Annotated in this window: 30 protein-coding genes; 17 read left to right on the forward strand and 13 right to left on the reverse strand. The window is 67.8% G+C overall.

Features of this window, described 5'->3' with window-relative positions; genetic code table 11:
• Nucleotides 1–40: 40 nt before the first annotated feature.
• Nucleotides 41–496 carry a flavin reductase family protein gene (locus OG223_RS53615; RefSeq protein ID WP_329240565.1) on the reverse strand — a complete coding sequence of 152 codons (456 nt, stop codon included), beginning with the start codon at nucleotides 494–496 and terminating at the stop codon, nucleotides 41–43.
• A 364-nt stretch (nucleotides 497–860) separates the two neighbouring features.
• Here OG223_RS53615 and OG223_RS53620 point away from each other — a divergent pair, with 364 nt between their 5' ends.
• The 5 genes from OG223_RS53620 (at nucleotide 861) to OG223_RS53640 (ending at nucleotide 4,304) form a co-directional block, all read left to right on the forward strand.
• On the forward strand, nucleotides 861–1,400 hold the full coding sequence (locus OG223_RS53620) for a MarR family winged helix-turn-helix transcriptional regulator (RefSeq protein ID WP_329240562.1): 540 nt from the start codon (nucleotides 861–863) through the stop codon (nucleotides 1,398–1,400).
• A gap of 149 nt (nucleotides 1,401–1,549) precedes the next feature.
• Nucleotides 1,550–2,035 (forward strand): hypothetical protein, encoded by a 486-nt coding sequence (locus OG223_RS53625; RefSeq protein WP_329240559.1) that lies wholly within the window; start codon nucleotides 1,550–1,552, stop codon nucleotides 2,033–2,035.
• Nucleotides 2,036–2,315: 280 nt separating this feature from the next.
• Nucleotides 2,316–2,966 (forward strand): DsbA family protein, encoded by a 651-nt coding sequence (locus OG223_RS53630; RefSeq protein WP_329240556.1) that lies wholly within the window; start codon nucleotides 2,316–2,318, stop codon nucleotides 2,964–2,966.
• Nucleotides 2,967–3,007: 41 nt separating this feature from the next.
• Nucleotides 3,008–3,817 (forward strand): MBL fold metallo-hydrolase, encoded by an 810-nt coding sequence (locus tag OG223_RS53635; RefSeq protein WP_329240554.1) that lies wholly within the window; start codon nucleotides 3,008–3,010, stop codon nucleotides 3,815–3,817.
• A gap of 340 nt (nucleotides 3,818–4,157) precedes the next feature.
• Nucleotides 4,158–4,304, forward strand: a complete 147-nt coding sequence (locus OG223_RS53640) for a hypothetical protein (RefSeq protein ID WP_329240551.1) — start codon at nucleotides 4,158–4,160, stop codon at nucleotides 4,302–4,304.
• A gap of 65 nt (nucleotides 4,305–4,369) precedes the next feature.
• Here OG223_RS53640 and OG223_RS53645 read toward each other — a convergent pair whose 3' ends face one another.
• Nucleotides 4,370–5,323 (reverse strand): helix-turn-helix domain-containing protein, encoded by a 954-nt coding sequence (locus tag OG223_RS53645; RefSeq protein WP_329240548.1) that lies wholly within the window; start codon nucleotides 5,321–5,323, stop codon nucleotides 4,370–4,372.
• A 171-nt stretch (nucleotides 5,324–5,494) separates the two neighbouring features.
• Here OG223_RS53645 and OG223_RS53650 point away from each other — a divergent pair, with 171 nt between their 5' ends.
• The 4 genes from OG223_RS53650 (at nucleotide 5,495) to OG223_RS53665 (ending at nucleotide 8,088) form a co-directional block, all read left to right on the forward strand.
• Entirely contained in the window at nucleotides 5,495–6,085 is a 591-nt protein-coding gene (locus OG223_RS53650; protein WP_329240545.1) for a flavodoxin family protein, read from the forward strand.
• A 405-nt stretch (nucleotides 6,086–6,490) separates the two neighbouring features.
• Nucleotides 6,491–6,601, forward strand: coding sequence for a hypothetical protein (locus OG223_RS53655; protein WP_329265059.1), 111 nt, complete (start codon nucleotides 6,491–6,493; stop codon nucleotides 6,599–6,601).
• 312 nt (nucleotides 6,602–6,913) lie between these two features.
• Entirely contained in the window at nucleotides 6,914–7,495 is a 582-nt protein-coding gene (locus OG223_RS53660; protein ID WP_329240543.1) for an RNA polymerase sigma factor, read from the forward strand.
• A complete protein-coding gene (locus OG223_RS53665) occupies nucleotides 7,492–8,088 on the forward strand; it encodes a hypothetical protein (protein ID WP_329240540.1) in 597 nt (198 codons plus the stop codon). Before OG223_RS53660 ends, OG223_RS53665 begins: the two co-directional genes overlap by 4 nt.
• Before the next feature lie 555 nt (nucleotides 8,089–8,643).
• Here OG223_RS53665 and OG223_RS53670 read toward each other — a convergent pair.
• From OG223_RS53670 to OG223_RS53700, 7 genes are all read right to left on the reverse strand, one after another.
• Nucleotides 8,644–9,447: an SDR family oxidoreductase gene (locus tag OG223_RS53670; RefSeq protein WP_329240537.1), complete on the reverse strand. Its 804-nt coding sequence runs from the start codon at nucleotides 9,445–9,447 to the stop codon at nucleotides 8,644–8,646.
• 56 nt (nucleotides 9,448–9,503) lie between these two features.
• Nucleotides 9,504–9,902 carry a GlcG/HbpS family heme-binding protein gene (locus tag OG223_RS53675; protein WP_329240534.1) on the reverse strand — a complete coding sequence of 133 codons (399 nt, stop codon included), beginning with the start codon at nucleotides 9,900–9,902 and terminating at the stop codon, nucleotides 9,504–9,506.
• A gap of 470 nt (nucleotides 9,903–10,372) precedes the next feature.
• Nucleotides 10,373–11,239: an MIP/aquaporin family protein gene (locus OG223_RS53680; RefSeq protein ID WP_329265065.1), complete on the reverse strand. Its 867-nt coding sequence runs from the start codon at nucleotides 11,237–11,239 to the stop codon at nucleotides 10,373–10,375.
• Nucleotides 11,240–11,301: 62 nt separating this feature from the next.
• Nucleotides 11,302–11,604 (reverse strand): hypothetical protein, encoded by a 303-nt coding sequence (locus OG223_RS53685; RefSeq protein ID WP_329240531.1) that lies wholly within the window; start codon nucleotides 11,602–11,604, stop codon nucleotides 11,302–11,304.
• Complete coding sequence (locus tag OG223_RS53690) at nucleotides 11,567–11,833, reverse strand: hypothetical protein (protein WP_329240528.1); 267 nt, start codon at nucleotides 11,831–11,833, stop codon at nucleotides 11,567–11,569. The genes OG223_RS53685 and OG223_RS53690 overlap by 38 nt, the downstream gene beginning before the upstream one ends.
• 150 nt (nucleotides 11,834–11,983) lie before the next feature.
• Entirely contained in the window at nucleotides 11,984–12,646 is a 663-nt protein-coding gene (locus tag OG223_RS53695) for an HD domain-containing protein (RefSeq protein WP_329240525.1), read from the reverse strand.
• Nucleotides 12,643–12,990: a DUF6616 family protein gene (locus OG223_RS53700; protein ID WP_329240522.1), complete on the reverse strand. Its 348-nt coding sequence runs from the start codon at nucleotides 12,988–12,990 to the stop codon at nucleotides 12,643–12,645. Before OG223_RS53700 ends, OG223_RS53695 begins: the two co-directional genes overlap by 4 nt.
• Nucleotides 12,991–13,068: 78 nt before the next feature.
• On the opposite strand from OG223_RS53700, the gene OG223_RS53705 reads away from it, so the two are divergent.
• Both OG223_RS53705 and OG223_RS53710 read left to right on the forward strand, forming a co-directional pair.
• Nucleotides 13,069–14,034 carry a GlxA family transcriptional regulator gene (locus OG223_RS53705; RefSeq protein WP_329240520.1) on the forward strand — a complete coding sequence of 322 codons (966 nt, stop codon included), beginning with the start codon at nucleotides 13,069–13,071 and terminating at the stop codon, nucleotides 14,032–14,034.
• A 403-nt stretch (nucleotides 14,035–14,437) separates the two neighbouring features.
• A complete protein-coding gene (locus tag OG223_RS53710; protein ID WP_329240517.1) occupies nucleotides 14,438–15,100 on the forward strand; it encodes a hypothetical protein in 663 nt (220 codons plus the stop codon).
• A 143-nt stretch (nucleotides 15,101–15,243) separates the two neighbouring features.
• On the opposite strand, the gene OG223_RS53715 is transcribed toward OG223_RS53710, so the two are convergent.
• From OG223_RS53715 to OG223_RS53730, 4 genes are all read right to left on the reverse strand, one after another.
• Nucleotides 15,244–15,888 (reverse strand): HNH endonuclease family protein, encoded by a 645-nt coding sequence (locus OG223_RS53715; protein WP_329265063.1) that lies wholly within the window; start codon nucleotides 15,886–15,888, stop codon nucleotides 15,244–15,246.
• Nucleotides 15,889–16,986: 1,098 nt separating this feature from the next.
• Nucleotides 16,987–17,718, reverse strand: a complete 732-nt coding sequence (locus tag OG223_RS53720; protein ID WP_329240514.1) for a hypothetical protein — start codon at nucleotides 17,716–17,718, stop codon at nucleotides 16,987–16,989.
• Nucleotides 17,715–19,076, reverse strand: coding sequence for an AAA family ATPase (locus OG223_RS53725; RefSeq protein WP_329240511.1), 1,362 nt, complete (start codon nucleotides 19,074–19,076; stop codon nucleotides 17,715–17,717). Before OG223_RS53725 ends, OG223_RS53720 begins: the two co-directional genes overlap by 4 nt.
• A 199-nt stretch (nucleotides 19,077–19,275) precedes the next feature.
• The gene (locus OG223_RS53730) at nucleotides 19,276–20,142 is read right to left on the reverse strand and encodes a hypothetical protein (RefSeq protein WP_329265061.1); all 867 of its coding nucleotides are present in this window, start codon (nucleotides 20,140–20,142) and stop codon (nucleotides 19,276–19,278) included.
• 411 nt (nucleotides 20,143–20,553) lie between these two features.
• Between OG223_RS53730 and OG223_RS53735 the strand changes: the two genes are divergently transcribed.
• The 6 genes from OG223_RS53735 to OG223_RS53760 all read left to right on the forward strand — a co-directional run bounded on the left by OG223_RS53735 (nucleotide 20,554) and on the right by OG223_RS53760 (nucleotide 25,332).
• Nucleotides 20,554–20,799: a hypothetical protein gene (locus tag OG223_RS53735; RefSeq protein WP_329240505.1), complete on the forward strand. Its 246-nt coding sequence runs from the start codon at nucleotides 20,554–20,556 to the stop codon at nucleotides 20,797–20,799.
• Between the two features lie 357 nt (nucleotides 20,800–21,156).
• The gene (locus OG223_RS53740) at nucleotides 21,157–21,828 is read left to right on the forward strand and encodes a hypothetical protein (RefSeq protein ID WP_329240502.1); all 672 of its coding nucleotides are present in this window, start codon (nucleotides 21,157–21,159) and stop codon (nucleotides 21,826–21,828) included.
• 778 nt (nucleotides 21,829–22,606) lie between these two features.
• A complete protein-coding gene (locus tag OG223_RS53745; RefSeq protein ID WP_329240500.1) occupies nucleotides 22,607–23,119 on the forward strand; it encodes a nuclear transport factor 2 family protein in 513 nt (170 codons plus the stop codon).
• Between the two features lie 213 nt (nucleotides 23,120–23,332).
• Complete coding sequence (locus OG223_RS53750; RefSeq protein WP_329240497.1) at nucleotides 23,333–23,638, forward strand: hypothetical protein; 306 nt, start codon at nucleotides 23,333–23,335, stop codon at nucleotides 23,636–23,638.
• A 306-nt stretch (nucleotides 23,639–23,944) separates the two neighbouring features.
• Nucleotides 23,945–24,343 (forward strand): hypothetical protein, encoded by a 399-nt coding sequence (locus OG223_RS53755; RefSeq protein ID WP_329240494.1) that lies wholly within the window; start codon nucleotides 23,945–23,947, stop codon nucleotides 24,341–24,343.
• A 461-nt stretch (nucleotides 24,344–24,804) separates the two neighbouring features.
• A complete protein-coding gene (locus tag OG223_RS53760) occupies nucleotides 24,805–25,332 on the forward strand; it encodes a hypothetical protein (protein ID WP_329240492.1) in 528 nt (175 codons plus the stop codon).
• Nucleotides 25,333–25,408: the final 76 nt, after the last annotated feature.

Here is a 25,408-nt window from a genome sequence, read left to right on the forward strand (position 1 = left end):
GGTGATGCTCCTGAGGGGGAGTCGGCGGGAAGGCGGGACGTCAGATGAGGTGTTCGATGCCGTCGGACGACTCGGCGGCCGTGCCGAAGCGGCTCCAGGTGTAGGTGAGGGCGTCACCGTCGCGGTGGCCCAGGTCGGTGACATGACCGACGACGAGGGTGTGGTCGCCGCCGTCGTACGCGCGCCAGGGGTCGCACTCGATCCAGGCGAGGGGATTGGCCAGCCGTGGCACCCGGGCGCCGGCGACCCAGCCGGGTTTGCCCAAGCCTTGAGCCCCGGCGAACAGGCGGGCCAGTCGCTCCTGTTCGGCGCCGAGGACGTTGACGCAGAACGGCTGACGCAGGAGCGGGTCATGGCAGCGGGCCCGGCGGGCGACGCTGAGCAGCACCAGTGGAGGGTCGGCCGACACGGATGTGAAGGAGTTCATGGTGGCTCCCCGAGGGCCGTCCTCGCCGTCGTAGGTGACGACGGTGACGCCCGTGGCGAATCGGGACATTGAGGCGCGCAGGGCGCCAGGGTTGGGGGGAGCTAGAGCTTCGGGCATGGGGACTCCCATGAGTGGCACTGACAGTGCGGTCGCCGGTGGCGGATCGCGACGGGGGAGGCCGGTGGGGCATCTGGCGGGATGCTCCACCGGGCGGTTCGCACCATCGGAACGCAAAGTGCGAACCGGGAGGAACAGACCAAAGGAATCGGTATGAATCAGACCGAAATCATGTAGTCAAAGCTTTGATTAATTGGCACCGTACCCCCTGTGCCAGCCCTTGGGAAGACCCGAGCGACATCCCTCTGTCACTGGTCGGAAACCTCGCGCTCGCAGGTGAACGGGCCCGTATCTTCCAGCGACCTACACTCCGAGGATGACCCTGGAACCGTCCGACCCCGAGCATCTGCACTTCTGGTCGTTCATCGACTACGCCGTCGAGCGGGTCTCCCGGGAACTGCCCGGCATCGAGCCGCTCGCCATGCGGCTGGTGTTCACGCTCCACCGGGCGGCCAACATGGTGGTCTACGACCTCGAATCCACCGTGCACCGGCCGCGCGGCTGGTCGTGGCCCGGGTTCCGTGTGCTGTTCGCGATCTGGCTGTCCGCCCCGGTCGAGGCGAGGAAGGTCGCGGAGTTGTCCGGCATGAGCCGGGCGGCCGTGTCGGCGCTGGTGAACACGCTGGAGCGTGACGGCCTGGTGCGCAAGGAGCGCGCGGCCTACGACGGACGCGCCGTGGAACTCTCGCTCACCGACTCCGGCCAGGAAGCGATCACCTCCGCGTTCCTCGCCCACAACAAGCGGGAGCAGGAGTGGGCGGGCGCCCTCAGCGAGGACGAGACCCGCACGCTGATCGAGCTCCTGGGCAAGCTGACCACCCACTCCGTCGACTTCGACGCCAGGCATCGGGCCTGAGACATCAGGTGCTGAAGGAGATCTTCAGGACGTTCAGCGGATCTTCAGCAGGCAGGGCCGAGAGTTGCCTCGTACTCGATTCCGAGGGAAACGGGGCCGGACTCGTGCCGGTACCCCTGTCTCCCTCCACCTGCGAAGGAGTTGATCACATGAAGCTGCGTACGAACAGCATCTCGCGTCGCCAGGGTGCCGTGATGGCCGGCGCACTGGCCGTGCTGCTCGCCTCGGGCGGGGTTGCCGCTGCGGCCTCGACCGGCAGCAGCACCACCAAGCACCACGGCACCACGGCCGTCGAGGCGCCCGGCAACCCCCACCCGCACCACATCAAGCCGGGCACCGCCAAGAAGCTGCGAGACCTCACGGTCGTCGAGGGCGGCCCCGTCACGGGCGAGAAGCCGTCCGCCGTCGAGGTGCCCGGCGCGAAGCCGAAGGGCTGGAAGCTCGGCGAGTCCACGCCGGTGAAGGGCGCCCCCGTCGTCGTCGGCGGCGAAGGAAACACCACCGAGAAGCCGTCCGACGTCAAGGTCGTCGAGGTGCCCGGCGCGAAGCCGAAGGGCTGGAAGCTCGGCGAGTCCACGCCGGTGAAGGGCGCCCCCGTCGTCGTCGGCGGCGAAGGAAACACCACGGCGCGCTAGCCGCACAGCGACAGGGCAGACGTGGGGTTGCCCTGTCGCGCCCACGAAACGCCCGGCCGGACATCTCCGGCCGGGCGTTTTGCGTGGCATCTGCATGACGTGCAGCCGACTCCGTCCGTAATCTCGCCCTTCCCCCTGAGGGACCGTCGGGCAGTCGGATTTTGACCATGGAGAGTCGTCTGCGTATCCGGCAACTACAGGCCTCTGAGCATAGTTTTGATGGCATCGACCCGACCGCTGCAGAGAGCCGGGTGACGGATTCCGGAAAGGACGAAGCGCGATGAGTTCTGTGGAGCGCATTCGGCTGACCTACGCCTTCGACGCCTACTGCGGCTGGTGCTACGGCTTCGGGCCCGCCTTGCATGAGTTCGCCGCCGCCAACGCGGACCGGCTTGAGCTGCGCGTGCTGTCCGGCGGTCTGTTCACCGGCTCGCGCGCACTTCCGGTGTCGGCCTACCCGCACATCCCCGGCGCCAACGAGCGCGTCACCCAACTGACCGGTGTCACTTTCGGCGACGGGTACCGGGCCGCGCTGGCGGACGGAAACGTGGTGATGGACTCCGCCGATGCCGCCGTCGGCCTGGTCGCGCTGCGCAGCCAGCCAGGCGTGAACGCCCTGGACGCGGCGGCCGCGATGCAGCGTGCCTGGTACGTCGACGGCCGCAGTCTGTCCGACAGCGAGGTCTACCGGGACCTCGCCGCCGAGCTGAGTCTGGACGCCGAGGCGGTGGCGGCCGTGTTCGCTTCGCCCGCCGCCCGTGCCGAGGCCGAGGCCGACTTCCTCGAGGTGCGCCGTCTGGGCGTCGATGCCTACCCAACGCTGCTGCTGCACACCGCCCACGGCACCGACCGTCTGGGCGGCCCGGTCGCCTCGGCCGACGCACTCACCCACGCCCTGGACCAGCACGTGGCCGCCACCGCGGCCGCCTGAAGCCACCCACACACAACCCCTCGAAGGGCAGTGCATCACCCATGTCCAGCCTGACGTATTCCGTTCACACGGCCGGCGACACCGGCCTGAACAAGTCCTCCGTCCTGATCACAGGCGAGCGCGAAGCACTCCTGGTCGACGGCCAGTTCACGCTCGCCGAACAGCACCGGGTCCTGGCGGACGTCATCGACAGCGGCAAGGAGCTGACCACCGTCGTGGTCACCACCGCCGACCCTGACTACTACTTCGGCCTGGAAGTGATCCGACAGGCGTTCCCCGACGCCAGGATCGTCGCCACCGCCACCACCGTGGAGCGGATCAAGAGCAGCTGGCAGGGCAAGCTCAAGACCTGGGCACACCTGGGCAAGAACATGCCCACCGAGGTGATCGTCCCGGAGGTGCTGGAAGGAGACCGCGTCAGCATCGAGGGCCACGACTTCGAGCTGCGCGGCGGCCACCCCGACCTGGTCTGGCGCACCGAGTACCTGTGGCAGCCCGAGGACCGCGCGGTGGTGGGCGGGGTCCTGCTCTTCGCCGGTCTGCATGTGTGGACCGCCGACACCCCTACGTCGCGTGAGCGGCGCGCCTGGGACGAGACGCTCGCCGAGATGGAGCGGCTCGCCCCGCGGTTCGTGGTCGCCGGCCACCGTTCCGCCGACTCCGCCAGCGATGCTTCGGTGATCGGCTTTACGCGCACCTACCTTGCCGAGTTCGAGGAGGAGCTGGCCAAGCACAGCAACGACTCCGAGGCTCTGAAGTCCGCGATGCTCCAGCGTCACCCAGACCTGGGACTGGCGGTGGCTCTGGATCTGGGTGCCAAGGTCAACACCGGCGAGATGAACTGGGGCTGACTCATATTCACGACGGGCCCGTGCGCCGGGTGGTGGGCCACTGTGACCACCCTCCGGCGCACGGGCCCGTCGTGGAGTTCGTCCCGGCCGGCGGTGTCTTCCCTGCCGCGGCCAGCACCGTCCGTTGGGTGATGATGGTTTCCCCACTCGGCCGGGATCGGCCGTAGCCGCATCTTCGCTCGTGGCCGCGGCGGTGATCGTCGGCGCGGTGCCCGCGCGGGTGTCGTCGTCTCCAGGGGGTCGTCACTCCGGCCGTCACCCTCGGCCTGTGGGTCGGCGCCTTCCCCGGCCGTCGAGTTCCGGTGTGCATCGCCCCAGTCCGCTGGTTGCGCAGTCGGCAATGGCCTGGCCCGCCTCGCGTGGGGACCGGCGGCGGATCGCCTACGCCGCGATGGGGCCCGGCCACGACTGGCCGGACGCTGCGTTGTTCGTCGCCGAAGCTGTGTCCTGCGCGGCAGTCCTCGGCGTCACCCGGCTGCTGATGTGAACCGGCCCGTCGGCGGGCGGCCTCTGTGGGTCTCTGTCTCTTGGTGCCGCTCGCGGGAGCGGCGCTCAGTGCCCAGGTCGCCTGGCGTCGGGCGCTTCGCTCCCGCCGTCCTCCGAGGAGCGGCCGCGGACGGTCGCACGGAAGGCGATGGGAGACTGGCCGGTGCGCTGGTGAAAGTACTTGCTGAAGTTGGTCGCGCTGGTGAAGCCCAGTTGCGCCGCGACACGGGCGGCTGATTGATTGCCGTGTGCCAGGAGGCGCTTGGCCTCCAGGACGACCCGCCGGTCGATGAACTCCTTCGCCCCCACTCCTGCTCCGGTCAGCGCGGCCCTGGAGAGAGTGCGGGGTGAGTAGCCCAGGGCTTGGGCGTAGTCCTCCAGGCGGCGGGTGCGGGTGAAGTCGCGTTCGACCGCGTCACGGAAATGCAGGAATGTCTCCCCTGGGTCCGGTGCCGGGCTGCCGACGGGCGCGGTGCGCTGCGAAAGGCGCAGCACGAGGACTGCCAGCAGGTGGCGCAACACCGCCACGTGCGCTTCCAGGGAGATGCCGCGCAACGCCTGGAACTCCAGCGCGAGATGGTCCACGGCCATCTCCAGCGCGTGACGGTCCTCGGGACCGGGAACCTGGAGTGCGGGGGCGTACGGATCGTCTATCTGCGCTGCGGCCACGGTAGCCGTATCTAGGAAGTCGCCCTCGAAGAGGACCAGAGTGCCCTCGGCGTCGTCCAGATCACCCCACTGCTGTACCTGACCGGGCCGGACCCAGAGCCAGGAGCCCGGCTCAAGGGCGTAGCCGGTGAAATCCACCGTGTGCCACAACGAGCCGCTGGAGAGGGTGATCAGGAGGTGGAACGCGGGTCGCTGCGGTGCCTGCAACCGTTCTTCGCTCATGTGGACGGCGGCCCGCTCCCGCAGGTCGGCCAGAGAGATGACTTCGATGCCGGCAGGCGTGCCGACAGCGGGAGCGAAGCCGATGTCCGCGATCTCGCGCGGTCTGCTCTGTCGTTTTCTCACCGTCACCAGTAGCCACCATCACACAAGGAATCTGGCCGATGCCAGCGTAACCAGAGCAGTCGGCACACCCAAGTGTCGGATTTTAACCATGATCAGTCCGCCTCCTACCCGGTTCACCTGCGGGGGCGCCAATAAGTTGAATCTCGAAGCTTTCATTTTCAAGCGTAGGAGGTACCTATGACTTCGCCCATCGTGTCCATCGCCTATCACTCCGGCTTCGGTCACACCACCGTCATTGCCGAGGCTGTCCAGCGTGGCGCCAAGGAGGCCGGCGCCGTCGTGAACCTGATCGCCGTCGGTGAGATCACCGACGCCCAGTGGGGGCAGCTGGATGCCTCGGATGCGATCATCTTTGGTTCCCCCACCTACATGGGAACCGCTGCCACCGCTTTCCACGGTTTCGCGGAGGCCAGCTCCGAGCGTTGGTTCGGGCAGGTTTGGAAGGACAAGCTGGCGGCTGGATTCACCAACTCGGGTTCCAAGGCGGGCGACAAGCAGTCGACCCTCCAGTGGTTCGCGACGCTGGCGTCGCAGCACGGTATGCACTGGATCTCGCTCGGCATGCAGGGTGGCTGGAACTCGTCCCAGGGGAGCGAGAACGATCTCAACAGGCTGGGCTTCTTCCTGGGTGCCGCCGCTCAGTCCAACGTGGATCAGGGGACCGAGGGGGTGACGGCCAGCGACATTGCCACCGCTGAGGCGCTGGGGCGTCGTGTCGCGGATGCCGCCGCCACATGGGCGACCGGCCGCGCCGCGCGCACCGCCTGATCGTCACGGGCCCTTCCTCTCGGCTGCCGGGTTCCTGAACGGCGCCGGGGCTTGTGGCAGATCCTTGGCTGGGCTGCCGATAATGCGAGTCGACGGGGTCTCCGTAGACGGAGACCCGTCTCGGCTGAGGGTGTGGGGTAAGCCCACATGGTGATGCCGACGCTCTCACGCGAACAGGTGAGGGCTGTCGGGCCCATGCGTAGTGGAGTCGGTTGCCGACTACGGACTACACGTGATGCCGTGGTGTCCTCTTCATCCGAGCGTGGTTGTGGGCAGTGCACTGCCCGGCAAGCCAGCACTCCGCCAGACAGTTGGCTTCCTACGTGGACACGGCGCGGGAGGCGGCCCGCCTCGATCGGGCTTGCGCCCGGCGCCTCACCCAAACGCCTGAGCTTCACGCCCGACATGAGCCAGGCCGCCGACGCCGGTTTCGTGCAGGAGAACGCCCCCGAACGCCCGGAGCTCAAGGTCAAGCTGTTCGCCGGCCTCGACGACGCCGCACCGCGGTGTCCGTGAACGCTGCGGGGCGTCGAACGTGGAAGCGGAAGACCCCGGACCCAAGGATGGTCCGGGGTCTTCCGGCTGGTGTGCCCAACTGCGTTCCCCCCTATGCGAAGGCGGCTCCGCGGGCGGTATCGATCGCGACAGGAACCAACAACATCTCGCGGTCGAGAGCTGCTTTTGACACACGGCAAGCAGGCCTGCCCACCGAAGGCCATGCGGGGCTGTTCCGTTGACAGGCCCGCGCGGCAACGCGCGGTGGTGGTTCCGACTGGAGCTGCGGTGAAAGGAACCGGCCGCTGCCGGACAGGACAGGTTGTGGAATCTATGACGGAACAGGAGTTGCGCCGGAATCGACAGGCGGGCTTCGAAGGACTGGCGCGTGTGGTGGCGGAACCACTGCACCGGTATCTGCTGCGGCGGACGAACCCCGACCTGGTCGATGACGTCCTGTCAGACACGATGCTGGTGCTGTGGCGCCGCATCGACGATGTTCCCGGGCTCGGAGCTGGAGCCGGCCCCACGCCCGATCCCGATGATGTGCTGCCGTGGTGCTACGGGGTGGCACGGGGCTGCCTGGCCAACGCCCGGCGCGCTGACGGCCGCAGGCTGCGCTTGGTCGAGCGGCTGATCCGAACACAGCAGCATCCTCCGCCAACGGCCGTCGAGCACAGCGACCTGCATGCCGCGCTCGATCGCCTTGGGGAACTGGACCGTGAGGTGGTGCGGTTGTGGGCGTGGGAGGGCCTGGCGCCGCGTCAGATCGCGGAGGCGACCGGACTCACCTCCAATGCGGTCAACATACGGCTCCACCGGGTGAAGAAGAAACTCGCCGCACAGCTTCAGCTGACGCGAAAGAACGCCGACCGGCCCGGACACAAACCGGATGAAGGAAGGAGCAGTCAGTGAGCGACGACGAGCTACTGGCCCGACTCAGGGCTGCGGACCCGGCACTGGCCAAACGTGCTCCGCTGCCCGACATCTACAGCCTTGTGGAGGCCGCCTTGAGCACGGACACCACACCCCAGTCTGAGAAGTCCGCCGACGGCATCGCGCCCCACCCTGCGAAGCCCGCCGCGGAACGGGGACGCCGCCGTCTCCTCACGCTCGCGGCAGCCGCCGCTCTGCTTCTCCTCGGAGGCGGCATCGCCGGAGGAACCATGCTGAATGACGACAGCGGTCACTCGTCCGCGTCCGGTCCGCTGGCTCTGACTGCCGCGAGCAATACGGCCCAGGGCAAGTGCGCGTGGCCAATCCCCCCGGCCATTCTGCGCACGTATCCGACGCTCTTCGAGGGCACCGTCACCTCTGTCAAGGGGACCTCGGTCTTCTTCCACGTCGACCGCTGGTTGCGCGGTGGCGACACGGACACGGTGCGGTTCCAGAACGGCGACCCGGACCACGACACGGAGGCCCTGACGTTCCAGGTCGGAGACCACTACACCGTGGCCGGCACCAAGGACGGCACCGTCCCGGGGTGCTTCGTGTTCCCGACCCAGTGAAGCGGTTCCGGTCAGGCACGGGGAAAGCGACAACCCGGCGCCGGCCGACTGCCGCGCCGGTCGTGGGATGAGACGCGGCAGCTCCGCGCCAGTCCATGCGGTCGACCGGTGACGTCTCCATCGGGGGCACCCAGCACCTCACCGGTGCCGCCGCAGGTGCGATCGACGTGCCGGCTGAACTGCGGCGTTCCCAGCCGAACTTGTCCTGCTCAGGGGCGGTGTACAAGCCGCGGAACTGTGCTGGTGAAGCAGAAGCCTGCTCAGGCCAGTACAGGCCAGGCCGGCACTCGTCACCTGATTGAGTGAGAGACCGGAATCGAGAGCCGTGTGAGAGTTGCGTAGTGCCGCGAATGCTGGCGTGTCCCCCGTGGAAAGCCCTGCGCGGACCCGTCCTCTTCGCGGCGGGCCCGGTTGGGTGGTCCTCCCTCGGTTCACAGGGCCGAGAGCGGGAGCAATGGCGAGGTCGGTTCTCGGCGCTGTCGTTTCCACCCGACGACGCGGAAACCGCTCAGGCTCTCCCCGCCCACCTGGCCGCCCGAATCGCCGCCCCCTCGGTCAGTCCCGGTTGACGGGGAGCGTCCAGGCGTTTTCCTGGATCTGCTTGACGAGGTCTTCGGTGGCGGGCGGCCACACGTTGCGGTAGGCGCCGTCGGCGGCGCCGATGACCTCGACCATTTTGTCGATCATGTCCTGAGGGTCGTGCTGGCCCTTCATGATTTCGGCGAAGTTGGCGCGGATGTCGGCTTCGCGGGTGAAATTGATGGCGTCGTCGTGCCAGCGGTAGGTGGTGTCTGCAATGCGGTCGTTGAAGCCGGTGTCGTAGGCGCCGGGGTTGATGGTCTGGACGGTGATGCCGGTGGGCGCGAGTTCGTCGCGCAGACTGGCGGCGATGGCCTCCAGGGCGTGCTTGCTGGCGCAGTAGGGGCCCAGGCCGTAGGCGGTGAGGAAGCCGCCCATGGAACTGACGATGACGATGCGGCCCGCGGTGCCGGCGTCGACGAACTTGCGGATGGCCCGCTGCATGAGATGGAGGTTGCCGAAGACGTTGGTCTCGAAGGTGCGGCGTACCAGGTCGACGGGGACTTCGGCCATCGGCCCGCACTCGCCGATGCCGGCGTTGCTGACGAGGGTGTCGAAGTCCCAGGTGACGGCCGCGGCGATGTCAGCGTCGTCGAGGACGTCGAGTTTGTCGACGGTGACGCGGTCCTGGAGGCCGAGCGTTTCGACGTGCCGGCGCAGTTCGGTGACCTGGGACCACAACTCGGTGGCGGCGATGACCTGGTGACCGGCCTGGGCCAGGCCGATGGCAGTGCCGCGGCCGAGCCCGGTGCCGGCGCCGGTGATGAGGATCTTCTTCATGACGGACCTCCGTGAAGGGCGATCGGCTGGGGGAGTGGAGAAAACGGATCCCGAGGTCATACGGCGGCCGCGCCCGCGCGGGCGACCTCGCCGTCCTGGACGGGCAGACCTCCCGAGACACCGATCGCGCCGATGAGGGTTCCGGTCTCGTCGTACAGAGGGATGCCCCCGGCATAGGGGATGAGGCCACCGTTGGTGTACTCGGTGGCGGGCGCGGGGCCGCCGGGTTTGCAGTATTCCCAGAGGTTCTCGCTGGGCGCGTTGAACAGGATCGAGGTTTTGGCCTTGGTGAGGGCGATATCGATCGAGCCGAGGATGGCGCCGTCCATGCGGGCGAAGGCGAGGAGGTGGCCGCCGCCGTCCACGACAGCGATGTTCATCGGGACGCCGAGGCCGTCCGCGTGGGCGCAGGCTCGTTCGATGACGGTCTGGGCGTCCTTGAGGGAGAGGCGCATCGGAGTCCTCCGGGGCATGTCGGCGGCGGGCGCCGTCCGTAAAGGGGGGCTTGGGTAGCGGGGCTCAGCTGAGCACGGCGGCTGCGTGATGCTCCATCACATGAATGGGTGAGGTTTCCGCCGCCAGGCCGAGCTGGGGTGAGAGGCATCGATGTGGCCGGCGGTGCCAGGCCATGTCCGCGCTACCGGCTGATACACCTCGCTTTGAGCGGCCATGCGGCGTCTCGAAGAGCAGATCACCGACAACGAGACCGTGGGTCTACCTGCGTCTTCAGCGCGGTCCGTCTTCAAGGCGCCGGTTTGCGCCGAAGCCCCCGCAGCGGCTCAGCCTGCCCAGACGCGTCAGTAGCCCTGCCTGCCTTCGCCGCAGGGCGAAGGCGACCGGCTTCGCCGTGGAGCGGCAGCCCAGGGCAATCGGGCCCGAGCCAGCCCGTATCCACACCGTCGACACTCCGGCCCGAAGCGTCCGATCACCGCGTATGACGCCCGCGCGGCGCTGCTCGATCCTGGCACACAGCGACCCGCCGGCCTCCCGTATCGCGGCGCAGTTCGGCTTCAGCGGCGCGACCAACTTCAGCAAGCTCTTCCACCAGCGCATCGGCCAGTCTCCGATCGCTTCTCGCGCGACCGTCCGCCGCCGCTCTTCGGGGGATGGACAGGCGATATGCCTGGCACCGGGCGACCCCGCCGGTGATGGCCGCACCTGCAAGGGGCGCCAGCAGATAGAGCCACAGGTGTGACCAGTCATCCGGTCGGTGGGCCCACAGAGCGGGGCCGAACTGACGGGCGGGATTGGCGGACCCGCCAGTGAGGGTGCCGAGGGCAATCATGACCACAGCGGTGGCGGCGGGGCGGGCCAGCGGGATCCAGCGTGTCCACGCGCGACGGGACATCAGCAGCAGGGTGACGGTGAGGACGGCGCCGGTAGACACGGCTTCGACGGTGAACAGTAGGGCCGGCGAGCAGGAGGGAGCGGGTTCAACCGCGGCGTAGGCCATCCGGTCTCCGAGGACCGGGCCCCACACGAGGCGGGCCAGGCCGGTCCCCGCCACGGAACCGGTGAGCTGTGCAGCGAAGTACGTCGGAACCCGGCGGCCGGGGAAGGCACCGGTCAGCCACAGACCGAAGGTCACCGCGGGGTTGAGATGTCCGCCGGAATAGCGGCCCCATGGAGAGGACAGCGCCCCCGCGAGCGCCGCGCCGACGATCACCGCCACGACCACAAGCTGAAGATGCGGTTTTGGCAGGGCCCGGCTGAGTGGTGATGCCGTTACCCAACGGACAGTGGTCACCACGACGAACAGGACACCGCCAGTAAGGGCGAACTCCGCGGCCATCGCCACCGAGGCGGTGGTATCAGTAGTCCGCCGCGCAGGTACACAAGCAATCGTGGACACGGTCAACCCCGGGCCATCACGCCGGTGGCGACCCTGGTGCCCAGGTCCAGAAACACCAGCAGGCCCAGATCCGGACAACGCTCGATCAACGCTTCTTTCGGACAGTGATCCGGGTCGGCGGTGATGACCATGACGGTGGTCAGCTCCTTGCCGCTGTCGAGGACGTCCTTCAGGACCCGGTGCTGCTCGGCGAGCGTGAACTGGCCGTCGGCCAGGAGTGCTTCGCGCTCGCCCGTGATCAGGACGGACGCATTGTCCAGACCGGTGTCACCGGCGGCGCGGACGTTCTGGATCAGGGCGGACATGGGTGCGCTTTCGTTCACAGAGTGCTGAGGGGTGGCTCCAGGCGGCGGTGGTGGTGGCCACGTGCTGGTCCAGGGCGTCGGCCGAGGTGACCAGGCCGCCCAGGCGGTCGGTGCCGTGGGCGGTGTTCCGCAGCAGTGTCGGGTGGGCGTCGATGCCCAGACGGCGCGCTTCGAGGAAGTCGGCCTCGGCTTCGGCAAGGGTTGCGGGCGAGGCGACCGTGGCCGCCACGCCGCACACGGTGGCCGACATCGCGGCAGCGGCCGAGGTCGCACCGCGGAGCTAGGCACGAGGGGTGCCCGGCTCCGCGTCTTCTTGTCGCAGCTGCCCGCCGGCAAACGGCCACGGTGTATCCGCGACCGCAGCTACCGCGAGACGTCGTTACTCCGGACGCACCGGGGCGGCGACCAGTTCGTCCAGCCCGGGGAACGGATTGTCCGGCCGGTGCTTGCGATACACGATGTCGACGAACGACACCGGCGCCCACTTCGAGGGCTGCTCGTCGATCTGATGGACCAACTGCGCGTGGATGTTGTTCCGCAGGTCCAGATAGGGAAACGCCTCGTGCGCCGCGTCCACTACCGCCCGGTCCACCTCCTCGATACCGAAGGCGAACATGTCGGCGCCGATACCGAAATGCGCGAGAGCGCCGACCGTGTGCTTGTGGGGCGCGATCCCCGGGGAGGTGTGCAGCGCCACCGCGTCCCAGATCTGGTCGGCGGCGGCATCGGACAGGCCGTGTTCCCGCGCGAAGCGAGCGGCCCGGAACGCACCGTCCACCTCGAACCGGTTCGGTCCCTGGCCCTCGTCGGTCAGGCCGATGTCGTGCAGCACCGTGGCGAGGAAGAGCGTCTCGTCGTCGTAGTCCGCGCCGGCAACGAAGTTCTTGGCGGCGGCGATACTCCGGGCATAGAAGTAGCTGCGGACAGTGTGGTTGAGCAGCCATTCCGGGGAGTGCTCGGCAGCGAAGGCGACAGCGGCCTCCGTAGCGGCCGTGCGCGGCCACCCTCCGATCTTCTCCGGCAGATTGTCGAGCGCGCTCACTTGGCCTCAGCTCCCAGTGCCAGGTGCTCGGCGATGACCGTCTCGGCCGGCCGCAGCTCGCCCACGAGGTTGGTCTGCTCGAAGTAGGTGTACCAGCCGGAGCTCTCGACACCGTTCAGGAACACGTCGGCCACTTCCCTCGAAGGGGCCTGCCAGACCGCGAACCACTCGTAGGACGTCGAAAGTGTGGCCGGTTCCGCCCTGCCCCAGCCGAGCGTCACGAATCCGATCTCCGCGAGCTGCTTCATGGCTTCCTGGATCCCTGTGAACAGGTCGTTCCGCGCCTCCTCGGTGGCGGCGAAGAACGCGGGCTTCGGTGTCCAGGTCTCGACGACTACATGCATATTGCGCATCTCCTTACTAGTCATGATCGGTGTGACATGACCAGCCTAGGAAGACCGAGGCCGTCGTACGATGGCCAGATGGACAATAATCCCAAGGATCCGGCCAAGGTCGCGGTGGTGGTGCAGCCGGGCTATGTCCTGTTGGACGTAGCCGTTCCCCAGCAGGTGTTCGGCCACTGGCCGGACTACGTGACCGCCTGCTGGCCTGGCGGAGCCCCCTACGAGCTGACCTTGGTGAGTGCGGTTCCCGCGGAAAACCCGCTGGTGCCCCGCGAGGTCGAGCCGCTCGACCGGCTGGAAACGGCGGACACCGTGATCGTCGCCGGAGTGCAGGACCCCACCGAGCCTCCGGACGCCGAGCTGGTCGAACGGCTGCGTGACGCGTACAACCGGGGCAGCCGTATGGTGTCGATCTGCACGGGCGCCTTCGCCCTGGCGGCGGCCGGGATCCTGGACGGCCGCAGCGCCACCACCCACTGGCACTGGGCCAGGCTGCTGCGAGACCGCCACCCGTCGGTCACGGTCCGCGAAGAGGAGCTCTACGTCGAGGACACGGGCGTCTTCACCTCCGCGGGTGTCCTCGCCGGAACCGACCTGTCCCTGCATCTCCTGCGGCTCGACCACGGCCAGGCCGCCGCGAACACGATGGCCCGCTTCCTGGTCAGCCCGCCCCACCGCGAAGGGGGACAGGCCCAGTTCATCGAGCACATCCCGCCCGGCGGCGACGCCGAGATCACCGAGGTGATCACCTGGATCCTGGAACACCTCGACGAGCCGCTCACCCTGGAGTCGGTCAGCCAGTACAGCCACATGAGCACACGAACCCTGCGCCGCAGATTCCGGGCCGTGACCGGAACGAGCGTCATGAACTGGGTGGCCATGCAACGCGTAGCCTGCGCGCGCGAACTCCTCGAGACCACTCGCCTCGGCATCGACGACATCGCCCACCAATGCGGCTTCGGCTCCGCGGAGTCACTGCGCATCCACTTCACCGCGATGACCAGGACCAGCCCGTCGAGATATCGCCGCACCTTCGCCGCCTGACTGCTGGCTTCCGTCTCCAACCAGAGAGCCGGCACAGCCGCTCACTGCTCGCCGGCCGGGAGGCGTACGGCTGGCGCCTGAGGGGTCAGCTGCGGCGGCTTCGGGCCGCCCCCGGGCTGTATACCTGATCTTGAGCTGGTCGCCGCAACTCCGTTCGGCTGGTGCTGCGTTGGTGGTCCAAGGAAAGACGTCCCGCCTCCTGCGGGGAGATACAGGTGCAAGGCCTGCCCGGCGCTCGCATACGAACTCCACCCCGCCATATGCGGGGTGGAGTTCGTGCGTTGCACGCCGACGGCGCAGGTGGTGCGGCATCCGTGCGCCTGCGCGCCGTACCCCGCGCGGTAGGGCGCCGGTCGGGTAGGGCAGCATCTGCTCAGCTTCCGCCTGTCCATGAGGGGTCATCATGCGTTCCACCTGCCGCGTCGCATCATCCGTGCTGTTCACCTGCCTGATGCTCGCGGGCTGCTCGCCCACGTCGCTGGGCGGCTCCGCCCCGTCCGGGAGCGCGAGTGCTGCGGCGGGTCCGGCGGGTGCTGCCGGGGCCGGGCGGGTGATCGCGGTGGGGGCGGGTCCGCAGAAGACGTACACGGTGCAGCAGCAGCCTGCCGCAGGCAGTTGCCATTACCGGTATCTGAAGGGGGAGCCGCTGGAGGATCCGAAGTGCACGCCGGGCGCGATCTCTCCGGCGGTCACGCAGTTGAATCTGAAGTCGACGATCTGCCGCAAGGGCGGCTACACCTCCGGCATCCGCCCCTCCACGTCGGTCACGGGCAAGGAGAAGAAGCTGAACGCCGCCTCCTACGGCTTCACCGGCCGCATGGGCGATGCCGAGTACGACCACTTGATCAGCCTGCAGTTGGGTGGGGACCCGAACGACTACCGCAACCTGTGGGTGGAGCCCGCCGACCCCGGCCACCGCAAGGGCGCCGGGGTCAACAACAAGAAGGATCCGGTGGAGACGAAGCTGCACACCGCGGTCTGCAAGGGCAAGGTCACCCTCTCCGCCGCGCAGCAGGCGATCGTCACCGACTGGACCACCGCGCTCAGCCGGCTCGGCCTCGGCTGAGGCACCGCACAAGGCGGACGAGCCGTCAGCCGCCGCGGTGCGGGGGCGACTTCAGGGGCGGCGGCGTGCCGCGGCGGCGGGTATGAGACCGTGGCAGTCATCTGGCCCGTCGCTTCCCCCCGTAGCGACGGGCCGGACCTGTTTCAGCGGGCGAGGGTGACAGTGACGGGCTGGTCGGCGCAGCTGGTCAAGGCGTCGGTGAGCGCGGCGTGTTCGGCGGGGTCGACGGTCAGGCCCCACCGGGTCTTGTCGGCGATCCATTCGGTCGCGTACTGGCAGCGGTAGCCGGGAGCGGGCGGCTGCCAGGTGCTCGGGTCCTGGTCACTTTTACTGCGGTTGCTGGCGGCGGAGACCGCGATGAGGGCGCGGGCGTCGCCCAGGTCATTCGCGTAGGCCTCGCGTTCCTTGGCCGTCCAGGCGGAGGCGCCGGAGTCCCAGGCCTCGGCGAGGGGGACGAGGTGGTCGATGTCGAGGGCGCGGGCGTCGCTGAAGTACTTGTCGTCGTAGGGGGAGTACCACTGGCCGCCGGTCAGCGTGCAGTTCGAGCCTTGCTGCGGGGCGAGGACGGCCTCGGTTTTGAGGACCTCCTGGCGGGTGTTGCAGCCGTCGTGGTCCGCGTCGGTCCAGTGGCGGAACTTGGTGCGTTCGTAGCCGGTGCGGTTCTCGGTCTGGACGGGCAGCGCGGCCAGGGCATCGCGGACGGGCAGGGCCACGGTGTCGCCAGGGGCGGCGACGCGCTCGGCTTCGGCGGCGCGGGCGGTGGTCGGGGCGAGCAGGACGGCGAGCATGGACAGCGCGGCGGCGGCCGTACGGGCGGTGGAGGTGAAGCGCACGACGGGGTTCCCTCTCGAAGATCACAAACGGTTGTGATCTTCGTAGCGGGACGGCAGCCGGGCCGTGTGACGATCCGCTGCCACCTCACCCGCGCGGGCGGTAAGTCACACAAGAACCGGAGCGTTCAAACCGCGTGGAGACTGGCCGTGCGCGGTCATCTTTCCTGGCCGAAAGGCCGACGTTGTCCAGCACAGATGCCGCTTGCTCTCATCACTTGCTATGCCTGATCTCGCAGGGCCTCCAATTCCGCACGCAGTGCGTTGTTCTCGGCTACCAGTTCGGTCTTGCTGCGCCGATTTGCGGGCGGCCTCCGGGCGGAGCGGCTGGGCCTTTGAGAGCAGTCTTCTGCTGGAGGTTCGGCGACTGGTCCCAGGGGCTCGAAGGCGACGATCACGGCTGGGTCTAGCCCGCACTCTGGGCAGCTCTCCTTGTCGCAGACTCCTCCATCGGGCCGTGGGCTCTTCTGGATACGGATCGCCTCGATGACGTGTCCGCAGTACAAGCGCAGCCGCCACCTCTGCAGTTCCCACGGAGGAGTCGGAGGCCCAAGGAGCCGGCGCATCCGCTCCCGACGCTCTTCTGACCAGGGAGGAGCCTTGGCGAGCTGACGCTGAATCCACTCATGCATCTGCACAGCCTCTTGCTGCCGGCGATGGTCGGCCTTGGTCAGTCGGTAGCCCGCCAAAGGCACGCCATGGCGTAGATATTCGACTTCCATCTCAATGAGGGTAGGAAGACGGGCCACTCTTCTGGGAGGAGTCTCCAGAAAGGCACTCCTTCGGATGACTCGTTGCCACAGAGTTGCGCAGGATCGGGAGGGCAAGTGACCGTTGGCCCGGGGCCTCGCGTTCTACGAGAGCGAGCTGTGCGCCCGACGGTCACTCATCGGGGACAGGACTCCAGGCGACGCGGAATCTGGAACGCTGCGGCCTGTCTGGAACGCAGCGCAGCCCCTCAGCGGATTCTCGGGCGTCAGACGCCCGGCTGGGGCCAGAACGAATCCCGCGCCGACACGCGGGCGGCGGGTCGTCCGAGAACGGGGGAGAGCGTGATTACGGTGCTGTGGCGGGCACGGCTCCGTACACGCTGCGCCAGCGTTCGAGAGCGGGAACGGTCCGCTGACCGACCACGGTTTCGGCAAGGCCGGGGTCGAGGCGCAGCATGGCGTACACAACGTCAACGAACGGCGAGTCGAGCAGGGCCTGTGCCACCCGGTGTGCTGCAGGATCGCCGTCTTGGTGCAGTGCGTGCCAGTCGCGAAGGTTGGAGCAGGCGAGACAGAAAGCGTCCTTGCGCCCTTTGATGAGGTCGGCCCGGTTGAGACCGAACACCCGGATCGTCTCCTTGCCCTTGTCGGTGTGGTGGCTGTACTCGCCGCTGTGCAGCATCAGGAACAGGTGCTCGGCAGGGTCTTCTGCGGTGGGGTCGACCAGCAGGCAGCTGCCGTCCGCGGCCAGCGGGTAGGCGTCTCTCTTGGCGTTGCTGTTGCAGTGTGAGCAGGCGAGCAGGTGGTTGGCCCACACGAACGCCCGCAGGGGTGCCACAGCGAGCGGCTGGAAGTGGTCGATGTCGGTTCCGCGGCTGTCATCGCAGTACATACACCGCGCAGCCCCGTGCGCCATCGACTCCAGCAGTGTCTTCACATGCCTTTTGGCTGCCTGGGCCTTGATCCACTCGCCACGCGCTGCGATGGTGGTCGCTCCTGCAGCCTGGACTCTGCCGGTCCACCGGTCCAGAAGAACCTGCGTGGCCCGGGGAGCGGGTACGCGTTTGAGGAAGATCACCGGTCCTGCTCCAGCCGGGCCGCCACCTCGGCAACCCGGCTCTGTACCGAGCTTGTCAGCAGCCGGCTCAGCTCCTGGTACTCGGCGATCTCCTCCCGCGTCGCCGACTGGGCATAGACCTTGCGTTCCAGCGCCACCAGCCGTTTCCGCTGCTCCTCGGCCCGGCGTGAGTAGGGAGTCTCGAGGCCGAAGAGTTCCGAGAGGACCGCGTCGTCACTGCTGCCGTACACGACGCGGCGGTAGAGATCCTCATCCACCACTGCCGGTGGCCGCTGTTCGTCGGGTCCCGGCAGGCGGATCAGACCGCCCTCGTCGGCTGCCTGGCAGATGTAGGGACTGTGGCTGGAGACAATGAACTGGATGTGCGGGAAGTGCTCACGCAGCCAGACACCGATCTTCCGCTGCCAGATGACGTGCAGGTGCGCGTCCACTTCGTCGATCAGCACTACTCCGGGCGCCAGGACCGCGACAGGGCTGCTTCCGGCCGTAGCTGTCTCCAACTGGCCGTAGACGGCGTAGATCTGCCGGACCATGTCGAGCACCAAGGCAGCCACCGCACGGTAGCCATCGCTCATCTCCCGCAGCGGAAAACGGTCCTTGCGGCCCTCTTCGGCCACCCACAGCCCGTCCGCCGTGACTCCTCTGATCTGGTACTGGTCCGGCAGCAGCCCGTCCTGCAGCAGAGCCAGAACCTTCTCCAGCAGCGGCCCGGCGGTACTGCCGCGTGTCTCCAGCGACCTCAGACGCAGATCGATCAGCCACGACACCCCTTCCGCGAGCGAGGCATCCTCGTGGAACAGTGTGGCCATCCGCCCCGTCGGCCCCTGCACGCGCATGATCCTCTGGGCCTCGCTGGAGCCGCCTGTGAGCCTTCGGAAGGGCCCGTAGCCGGCGCAGAACCACCCGCGCGGGTTCTGCGCCCACGGCCCGCGTGCGGCACTCTCCTCACCGACGAGGCCCTGCATCTCCATGGTCGGCGGTTGCAGCGTCCCGGGTGCCCTCAGCTGTTCGCCGGCCTCCGGGGCAGGGCGGTCCCACTGCATACGCAGCGAGAAGTCGTGCTTTGGCGTGCGGCCCTTGCCGACGAACGAGTCGGCGTCGGTGTCCGGTTGCACGCGAACGTCCACGTGACCCGACGGGGATCCTGCCGAGATCCAGTCTCCGGAGTCCGAGACCAGGCTCCGCGCGACCGCAGGCCCGCTCAGTGCCAGTGCAAGAGCCTGCAGCAGTGTCGACTTCCCGGAACCGTTGCGCCCCGCGAGTACCGTCCAGCCGCCCCGTGCAGGCAGCTTCACGTCCATGGCGCGTTTCCCGCTGAAGCCCTTGATGCCCGTGAGCTGGACCCTTGTGACGTACACCCGCGTCCCGTCTTCCTTCCCGTACTGTGCGCCCGTGCTCCAGCTCCCGTGCGTATGCGTCCGGAAGGGGGCCTGACGTGCTCACTTTCTCATGAACGCGCCAGTGTCCGATCAGGCTCGGAAAGAGGTCCGACGGGCGCCGTCCTGCAGCAGACGCATACCGGGCTCCAGGCCGCAGCAGCCGACAAGGGAGACCTAGCTAGTCGGGGCGCGCGTTGGCTTTGGTCACCAGACAGACCGCCAGCATGCCCGCGAAGACGACGAGGGAGTAGAAACCGACCGCCAGCCAGGGTGCCGGCGCACCCGTCACCCACAATGCGGCGGGCAGAGCGCCGGCGCACGCGGCGCTGACAGGCACGGCGTGCCGGTAGTGGCTGCGCGGCGGGTCGTAGCGGTCGAGATCTATGGGCGAGGGCGGTGAGAGGGCCGGCTTCTCGGCCAGGAAGACGCTCTCCCTGGCCAGTTGTGCGGCCCGCTGGCCCGCGTGCGCGCGGAAGCCGGAGTACCTGTCGACGTAGACATCATGGGCAGTGGGCTCGGGGCCCGGCGAGAGCATGACCTCCCAGCCCTCACGGTGCGCTTCTTCGTAGGTTGCGGCGATCTGCTCGGCCAGTTCCCGCCACCCCGCGACACCCGTGACATCGGCCAGGCCAGCCAGGCGGGGGAGTATCTCGTTCATGGAGTGCCCGTCGTGATCGTCGCGGACCTTGCGATCGGTGAAGAGCAGAACCAGCCGACGTAGATAGTCGGTGAGGTCGCCCCAGCATGCCGCCGGGCCGCGGCCGAACTTATGCCTGAAGTTGGGCAGGGAGAGATCAAGTTCGGCGAGCAGTTGCTCGGCGCCGGGCAGAGCTTGGTGACGAGCGTGGTCCTGCTGGGCCTGTACCTGGTCAGCGAGCGCTTGCAAGCGATCTGCCTTCTGCGCGGCGATCGCCGTAGCTTTTTCCGCCTCGCCTTTCCTTCGGGCCAGTGCCTTGCTTCCCGAAGCCTTCAGATGCTGATAGGCCAGGACCCATCTCAGCTCCCAGTACTCGACGTACTCGGGCGTGGCCTCCTTGGACGCCAACAACCTGCGGAGCGTATCGAACGGCAGGAGTCTCTTGCCATTGCAAGCCCTGGACATCTCCGCGGGACTCATAGGAGCTCCCGAGGCTCTGTACGAGCTCCCCACAAGTTCTCGTAACTCCCGGGCGAACTCGCGCATGTGCGGATCGCGCCCGGTTACGTCCAGACTGTCCCGCGGCCGCCCCCGTCCCCGAGCAGACGCTTCGCCATCGGGCCTGCCGGCACCCCCCTGCCCTGACATGACATGAGGCTACCCGCAGGTCCACGCAAAAATTCTGACCAGCGCTTTCGTCCACGCAACAAAGAATCTCTTCCACAGCCGACGCGCCGCGGTTACGAAGGGTGCAGGCCCGGCTGGCAGCGTCGCTGAACAGCCGACGGGCCGCTGAACCACTCGGAACGGAAGGACACCATGGGTAGGAACCATCAGCGCCTGCACTCCAACCGCGTCCTCGACATGATCGTCTTCCTCTCGATCCTGACCGCCGGTGTTGTGCTCACACTCCGCGGCGTTTCGGCAGGCTCCATAGTCGGCATCGCCGCCGCTCTTGCAGCGCTCTACGGCGCATGGACCACGCGGGAGCGACAGTCCCAGCCCCCGCCACCCGGCGAACCGGCACCGGACGACCGTGCCGACGACCAGGACCTACCAGGCTGATCATGCGACTGTCCTGTGCCCAGGTCGATGGAGCTGGCCATCAACGACCACGACACCGAAACCGGGGGGCATCCTTCTGGGTCGTCACGATCGCGACGACACCGTCGTCTGCCACGCCGGCCCCCCCCCCGGCCCCCCCGGTCCCGCCGCAGCACGGACACCGACATCCTCCCTGTGCGACCTGGTACAGCGCTTGGTGTTGCTCGCGCGCGACGTCGGACGGACGAGCCGCCGGCCGGGCAGGGGGTGAGGCCAGGACGTGCCTGGTGCCGACGTGCAGGGTGGCGCGACTGGCCGGACAGCACCGGTGACGGCTGCGTACGATGCGCTGTCAGTCTCGGCGGATAGCGTCAGCTCATGGACCACCTCAAGGCCATCGATGCCAGCGACTGGGCAGTTGTTGTCGCTGTTGTTGCGGCCGTCATCAGCGCCTGGCAGGCGCACATCGCCCGCAGATCAGCCGCTCAACAGCTCGCCTTGGCGGAACGTATCCACCGGGAGCAAAACGAGCCGTACGTGATCGTCGACATTCAACCTGAGCTCAGCAGCGGCGGAATCGTGCTCGTCATCGAGAACGTCGGCTCGACCGTTGCCCGCAACGTCCACATCTCCTGCGACCCTCCGCTGGAGTCGGGCTGGACCCCTCCGGAAGGACAGCCCGACCTGACGCGGGTCATTCAGGAGGTGCTGGCCCGAACCATGCCCATGCTGCCGCCAGGGCGGCGCCTGACCTTCCTTCTGGATAACCAGGAGAGATTTCAGAACACCGCCTTGCCTCGCGTGTACACGTTCACGGTGAATACGGACGGCCCTGCTGGGGCGGTAGAGACGATGGAGTACACCGTCGACCTCGACGCGATGGCGTGGGTCTTGCTGGAGACCCGGCCAACGAAGCAGTTGGAGGTGAAACTGGCGGGAATCGAGCAGGCGGTGCGCGGTCTGTCTGCAGGTGGTGCAACGCGGTCCCCGACAAGCGTGCGTTCCCCACGGATGGGGCGGCAGCGGCCGGGTCTGGCCGGCGAAGAATGAGAACGGCCTCGCTGGCCTATAGGCGAGAGATGCGAAAACCGCGCGCCAGGTCGACCTCGTCTTTCCTGAACTCGTGACCGTGGCGTTGATCTACACCAGCGGAAGCTGCGATGACCTTTCCGAAGAAGCGAGGCCGGATGGTTACCTGGCTCCGCTCACTGCCACGCCCACCGAGTGGGTCACGGTTCTCGGAACGCCCGTCCCTCTGGGCGGCCCGGCCTGCCGGCATCCCGGACGGTGTGCAGCATCCTTCAGCGATGAACCCCGGTCCCGAGCCCTGGGCAGCGACCATGACGGCGATATCTGAATCTGAATCTCCCCATCCGGTGCTTGGGCTGCCTCAGAGTTGCTCGGCTTGGTACCCGAGACGGTTGCCGGCAAGAACCGTCACGAGACGCCAACCATGGAACTGCTCCGCTTGGCCAGTACTCGTGTTGCGGGGCGCCAAGGAGCATGGCGGTCGAGATGCCGGTGCTCTCTGACTGAGCATGCCCCGGGCGGGACTCGCCTGTTCAAAGGTGGTGGGCGGCCTTGCGGACCGCTGCCGGACACCCACCACACGTAGACCGGTCCCCCCCCCGGAGTGCGGAGCGGCCGCCGTGCATCGGACACCTCCGCGCGTGTCGCATTCTGACCACAAGCTTTCCGCTGGAGACCTCGCACCCGGGGGCAGTCGACAGGAGGATCGAAGCAGGTCACAGCCCAGCACCCACGGAATGTGGGCCCGGTTCCGTGACCGGCTCGTCATCCTCTGTCCGAAAAGGAAAAGATCACTCCCATGAACCGCAAGCTTCGTATCGCCCTGCCGGCCGTCGCGGCCTCCCTCGCCGCCGGCGCCCTGTTCGCCCCGACCGCGCTTGCCACTCCGAACCACAGCGGTACGGCAGTCGCTTCCCAGGCCTCCAACCGGGAGTGGAGGAACGAGAGGGCCGCGATCGGGGTCCTGAACATCGCGTTCAACGAACACGACGCGAAGAAGGCCGCAGAGAAGTACATCAGTGCCCGCACCTACATCCAGCACAACCCGAACATCGGCAACGGCCGCGACGCGTTCGTCGCCGGAATCACCAGCTACATCAAGCAGTACCCGGACATCTCCCTGGACTTCAAGCGGACTATCACCCAGGACAACCTCGTCGTCGTGGAAAGCCTGTCCAAGTTCAATGCCGCCGACCGCGGCACCGTCGAAGTCGACACCTTCCGCTTCGACGTGAACGGCAAGATCGTCGAACACTGGGACGCGCTGCAGCCGGTCGCCGCGCAGAGCGCCAATGGCAACCCGCAGGTCTGACACGCTCGTCTTTGACTCCAGGCGACGTTCACTACGGTCGGCATCACCATGCGCTTCGCCCGTGGTGATCACCCCCAGGCAGAGGTCGAAACCGCCCACCGCCTGGGGGCGCCGCCCCGGATGCACGTTCCTGGCCCCACGAATGGTCGACAATCACAACTGTTTGAGCGCGCCTGCACCGCCACGCGGGACGCTGTGGCTCGTTGAAAGCGTATGGCCACTGCCGCGCTGACCGATGCCGTTGAGCGGGACGCTCTCGTACTCCTGGCGGAGTACGAGAGCGGGAGCTGGTTCCCGGCGGACGGGGAATTCACGCTCGCCGGGGATCTGGCCAGGATGCGATGGAACGGCTCCGTCGTCCGGGCCACCTTGCGCGATGTGCCGGCCTCGATCCGGGCCGGGCGCCTGGCCGCTGTCCTCGACCCGGCGGCGACGGTGCTCGAGGCGGTGGACGCCTCCGGTACACGGAATGCCGTGCAGGCGCTGCGGCAGCTGCTGGACGCACTCGCCGTCGACTGAGTCCGCTCCCAGCGGCCCAGGCTCGCCGTCGGCATCTCGCCGACGATGTCACCGGCACCGCGCAGGGCGAGCAGGCTGCCGACCCAGCCGGGCAAACGCGCACGTCACACAGCAAGAGCCGGTACCGCAGGGCGGTACCGGCTCTCAGCGGTCCCGCGCTGCAACGCGAGACCCATGCAGTCCCTGTTCACGCATCGGTTGGAGTCAGCAGCCATCAGAGCAGGGCCCGCCCCTGTCGGTGCAAGGCCCAGATACACCCTTCCCCGCCTGGCCGCGGACCCCGGCTTCCGGCGTACAGCCACGCAGTTGAGGCAGGAAGGGTGGCGCGACTGGCACCTGCTGACCGCCATCGCCAACGCCGCCGGAAACCATCGCGCCCAGCAGCAGGACCTGCGCCCCTCCCTGGGCGATTCCTCGGAACACCGAGCTCGCATCCTCGCCGCCATGCAGGCACCCGAGCTTCCCGACGACCCGTCTGTTCCTGCCGAGGCATTCACCGAACATGCCCTGCGCTCGCATCTGTCCGTGGCTGCGGTGAGCACTGCGCGCGGCCTCGCCATCCGCCCCGGCCGGCTCGACCCTCAGGCACTACTGTCGGTACTCGGCGACCGGTACGGCTACTGGACGGACGACATCGAGCATACGGACCCGTTCGGCTGGCCAGCCTCGGAGGGCGACACGACCCCTGATCGAGGACGCGCCTGACCTGCTTCCCCCGGAGACAGACGCCACCGCGTTCGCCCTCAGCACTGATCCGTGGGCGCTGTGAGCCCGGGGCCGACGCCGGAAATCCCCTGGCCAGCGAGGTGCTCACCGCCGTCGCCGCTGGCCTCTGCCAACCCATGGAACCCCGGTGTCGCGGAAGACCATGCCAACCGGCTCAGGATGCTCAAGCTGGCTGGGCGACGTGTAGTAGTTCCACCATGGCGACCTAACGGGCCCCGCTTTGTGGGTGGTTGGTAAGGATCGGCAGTGCTGTGATGGTTCCGGAGGGCGACTCAATTCGGGACCACATGCGACATTGGCGAAGATCCGGCGCATCTGTCACGGCCTCTGTGAACGCTTGGCAGAGCGGGGTTTGCCGTAGTCGCGTTGCTTGGGGGCGGGCTGTGAATCTTGCGGGGGGCTTTTGGGATGGCAGCGGCTCCGCGCTGCTGGGGGCACTGTTGTCTGGTGTCCTCGCCGTCGGCACGTTTTACGCTACGAGATGGCATGAGAGGAAGTCCGCGCGCGAACAGCTAGCGTTCGGAGCTGCAGAGGACATCGCGGAGGGGCTGCTCCAACTCCATGCAGCCTTCAGGCCACAGCCATGGCAGCCGCCTCGCGGTGACTGGTCCACGCTGTGGCAGGCAGCGGACAAGTTCGGCGACATGTGCATTGTCCGGTTTTCCGCGTTATCGGAACCACCACTACGCCTGGCTGTAGCTGACACCTACAACTTGGTGTTCGAAGCGCTGGGGGTCATGCGAAAGCAGGCGTCCTCGGACCCGGGAGAAGTAGCTGCCGTCGATACCGATGGGATGATCGGGGAAATGCTCGACTACATCGAACTCGTGGTAGGCGCTCTGATCAACTGGCGTAGCGGATCGGAGGCAACAAGACTCGAAGTTCCCGACGTGAGTTGGCGGGGGCTCACCGATGAACCCCTGCCTCACTTCCACCATCGGGATGCGCGCGCGCCTCGCCGACGTTGAGCGCGCCCGCCGTGACGGTGATGGCAGTTGTGTAGCGGAGGCTGGTCTTGGCGCCGAGCGAACCTGACTCGAGGAG

This window comes from Streptomyces sp. NBC_01478 (genome assembly GCF_036227225.1).
Classification (GTDB): Bacteria; Actinomycetota; Actinomycetes; order Streptomycetales; family Streptomycetaceae; genus Streptomyces.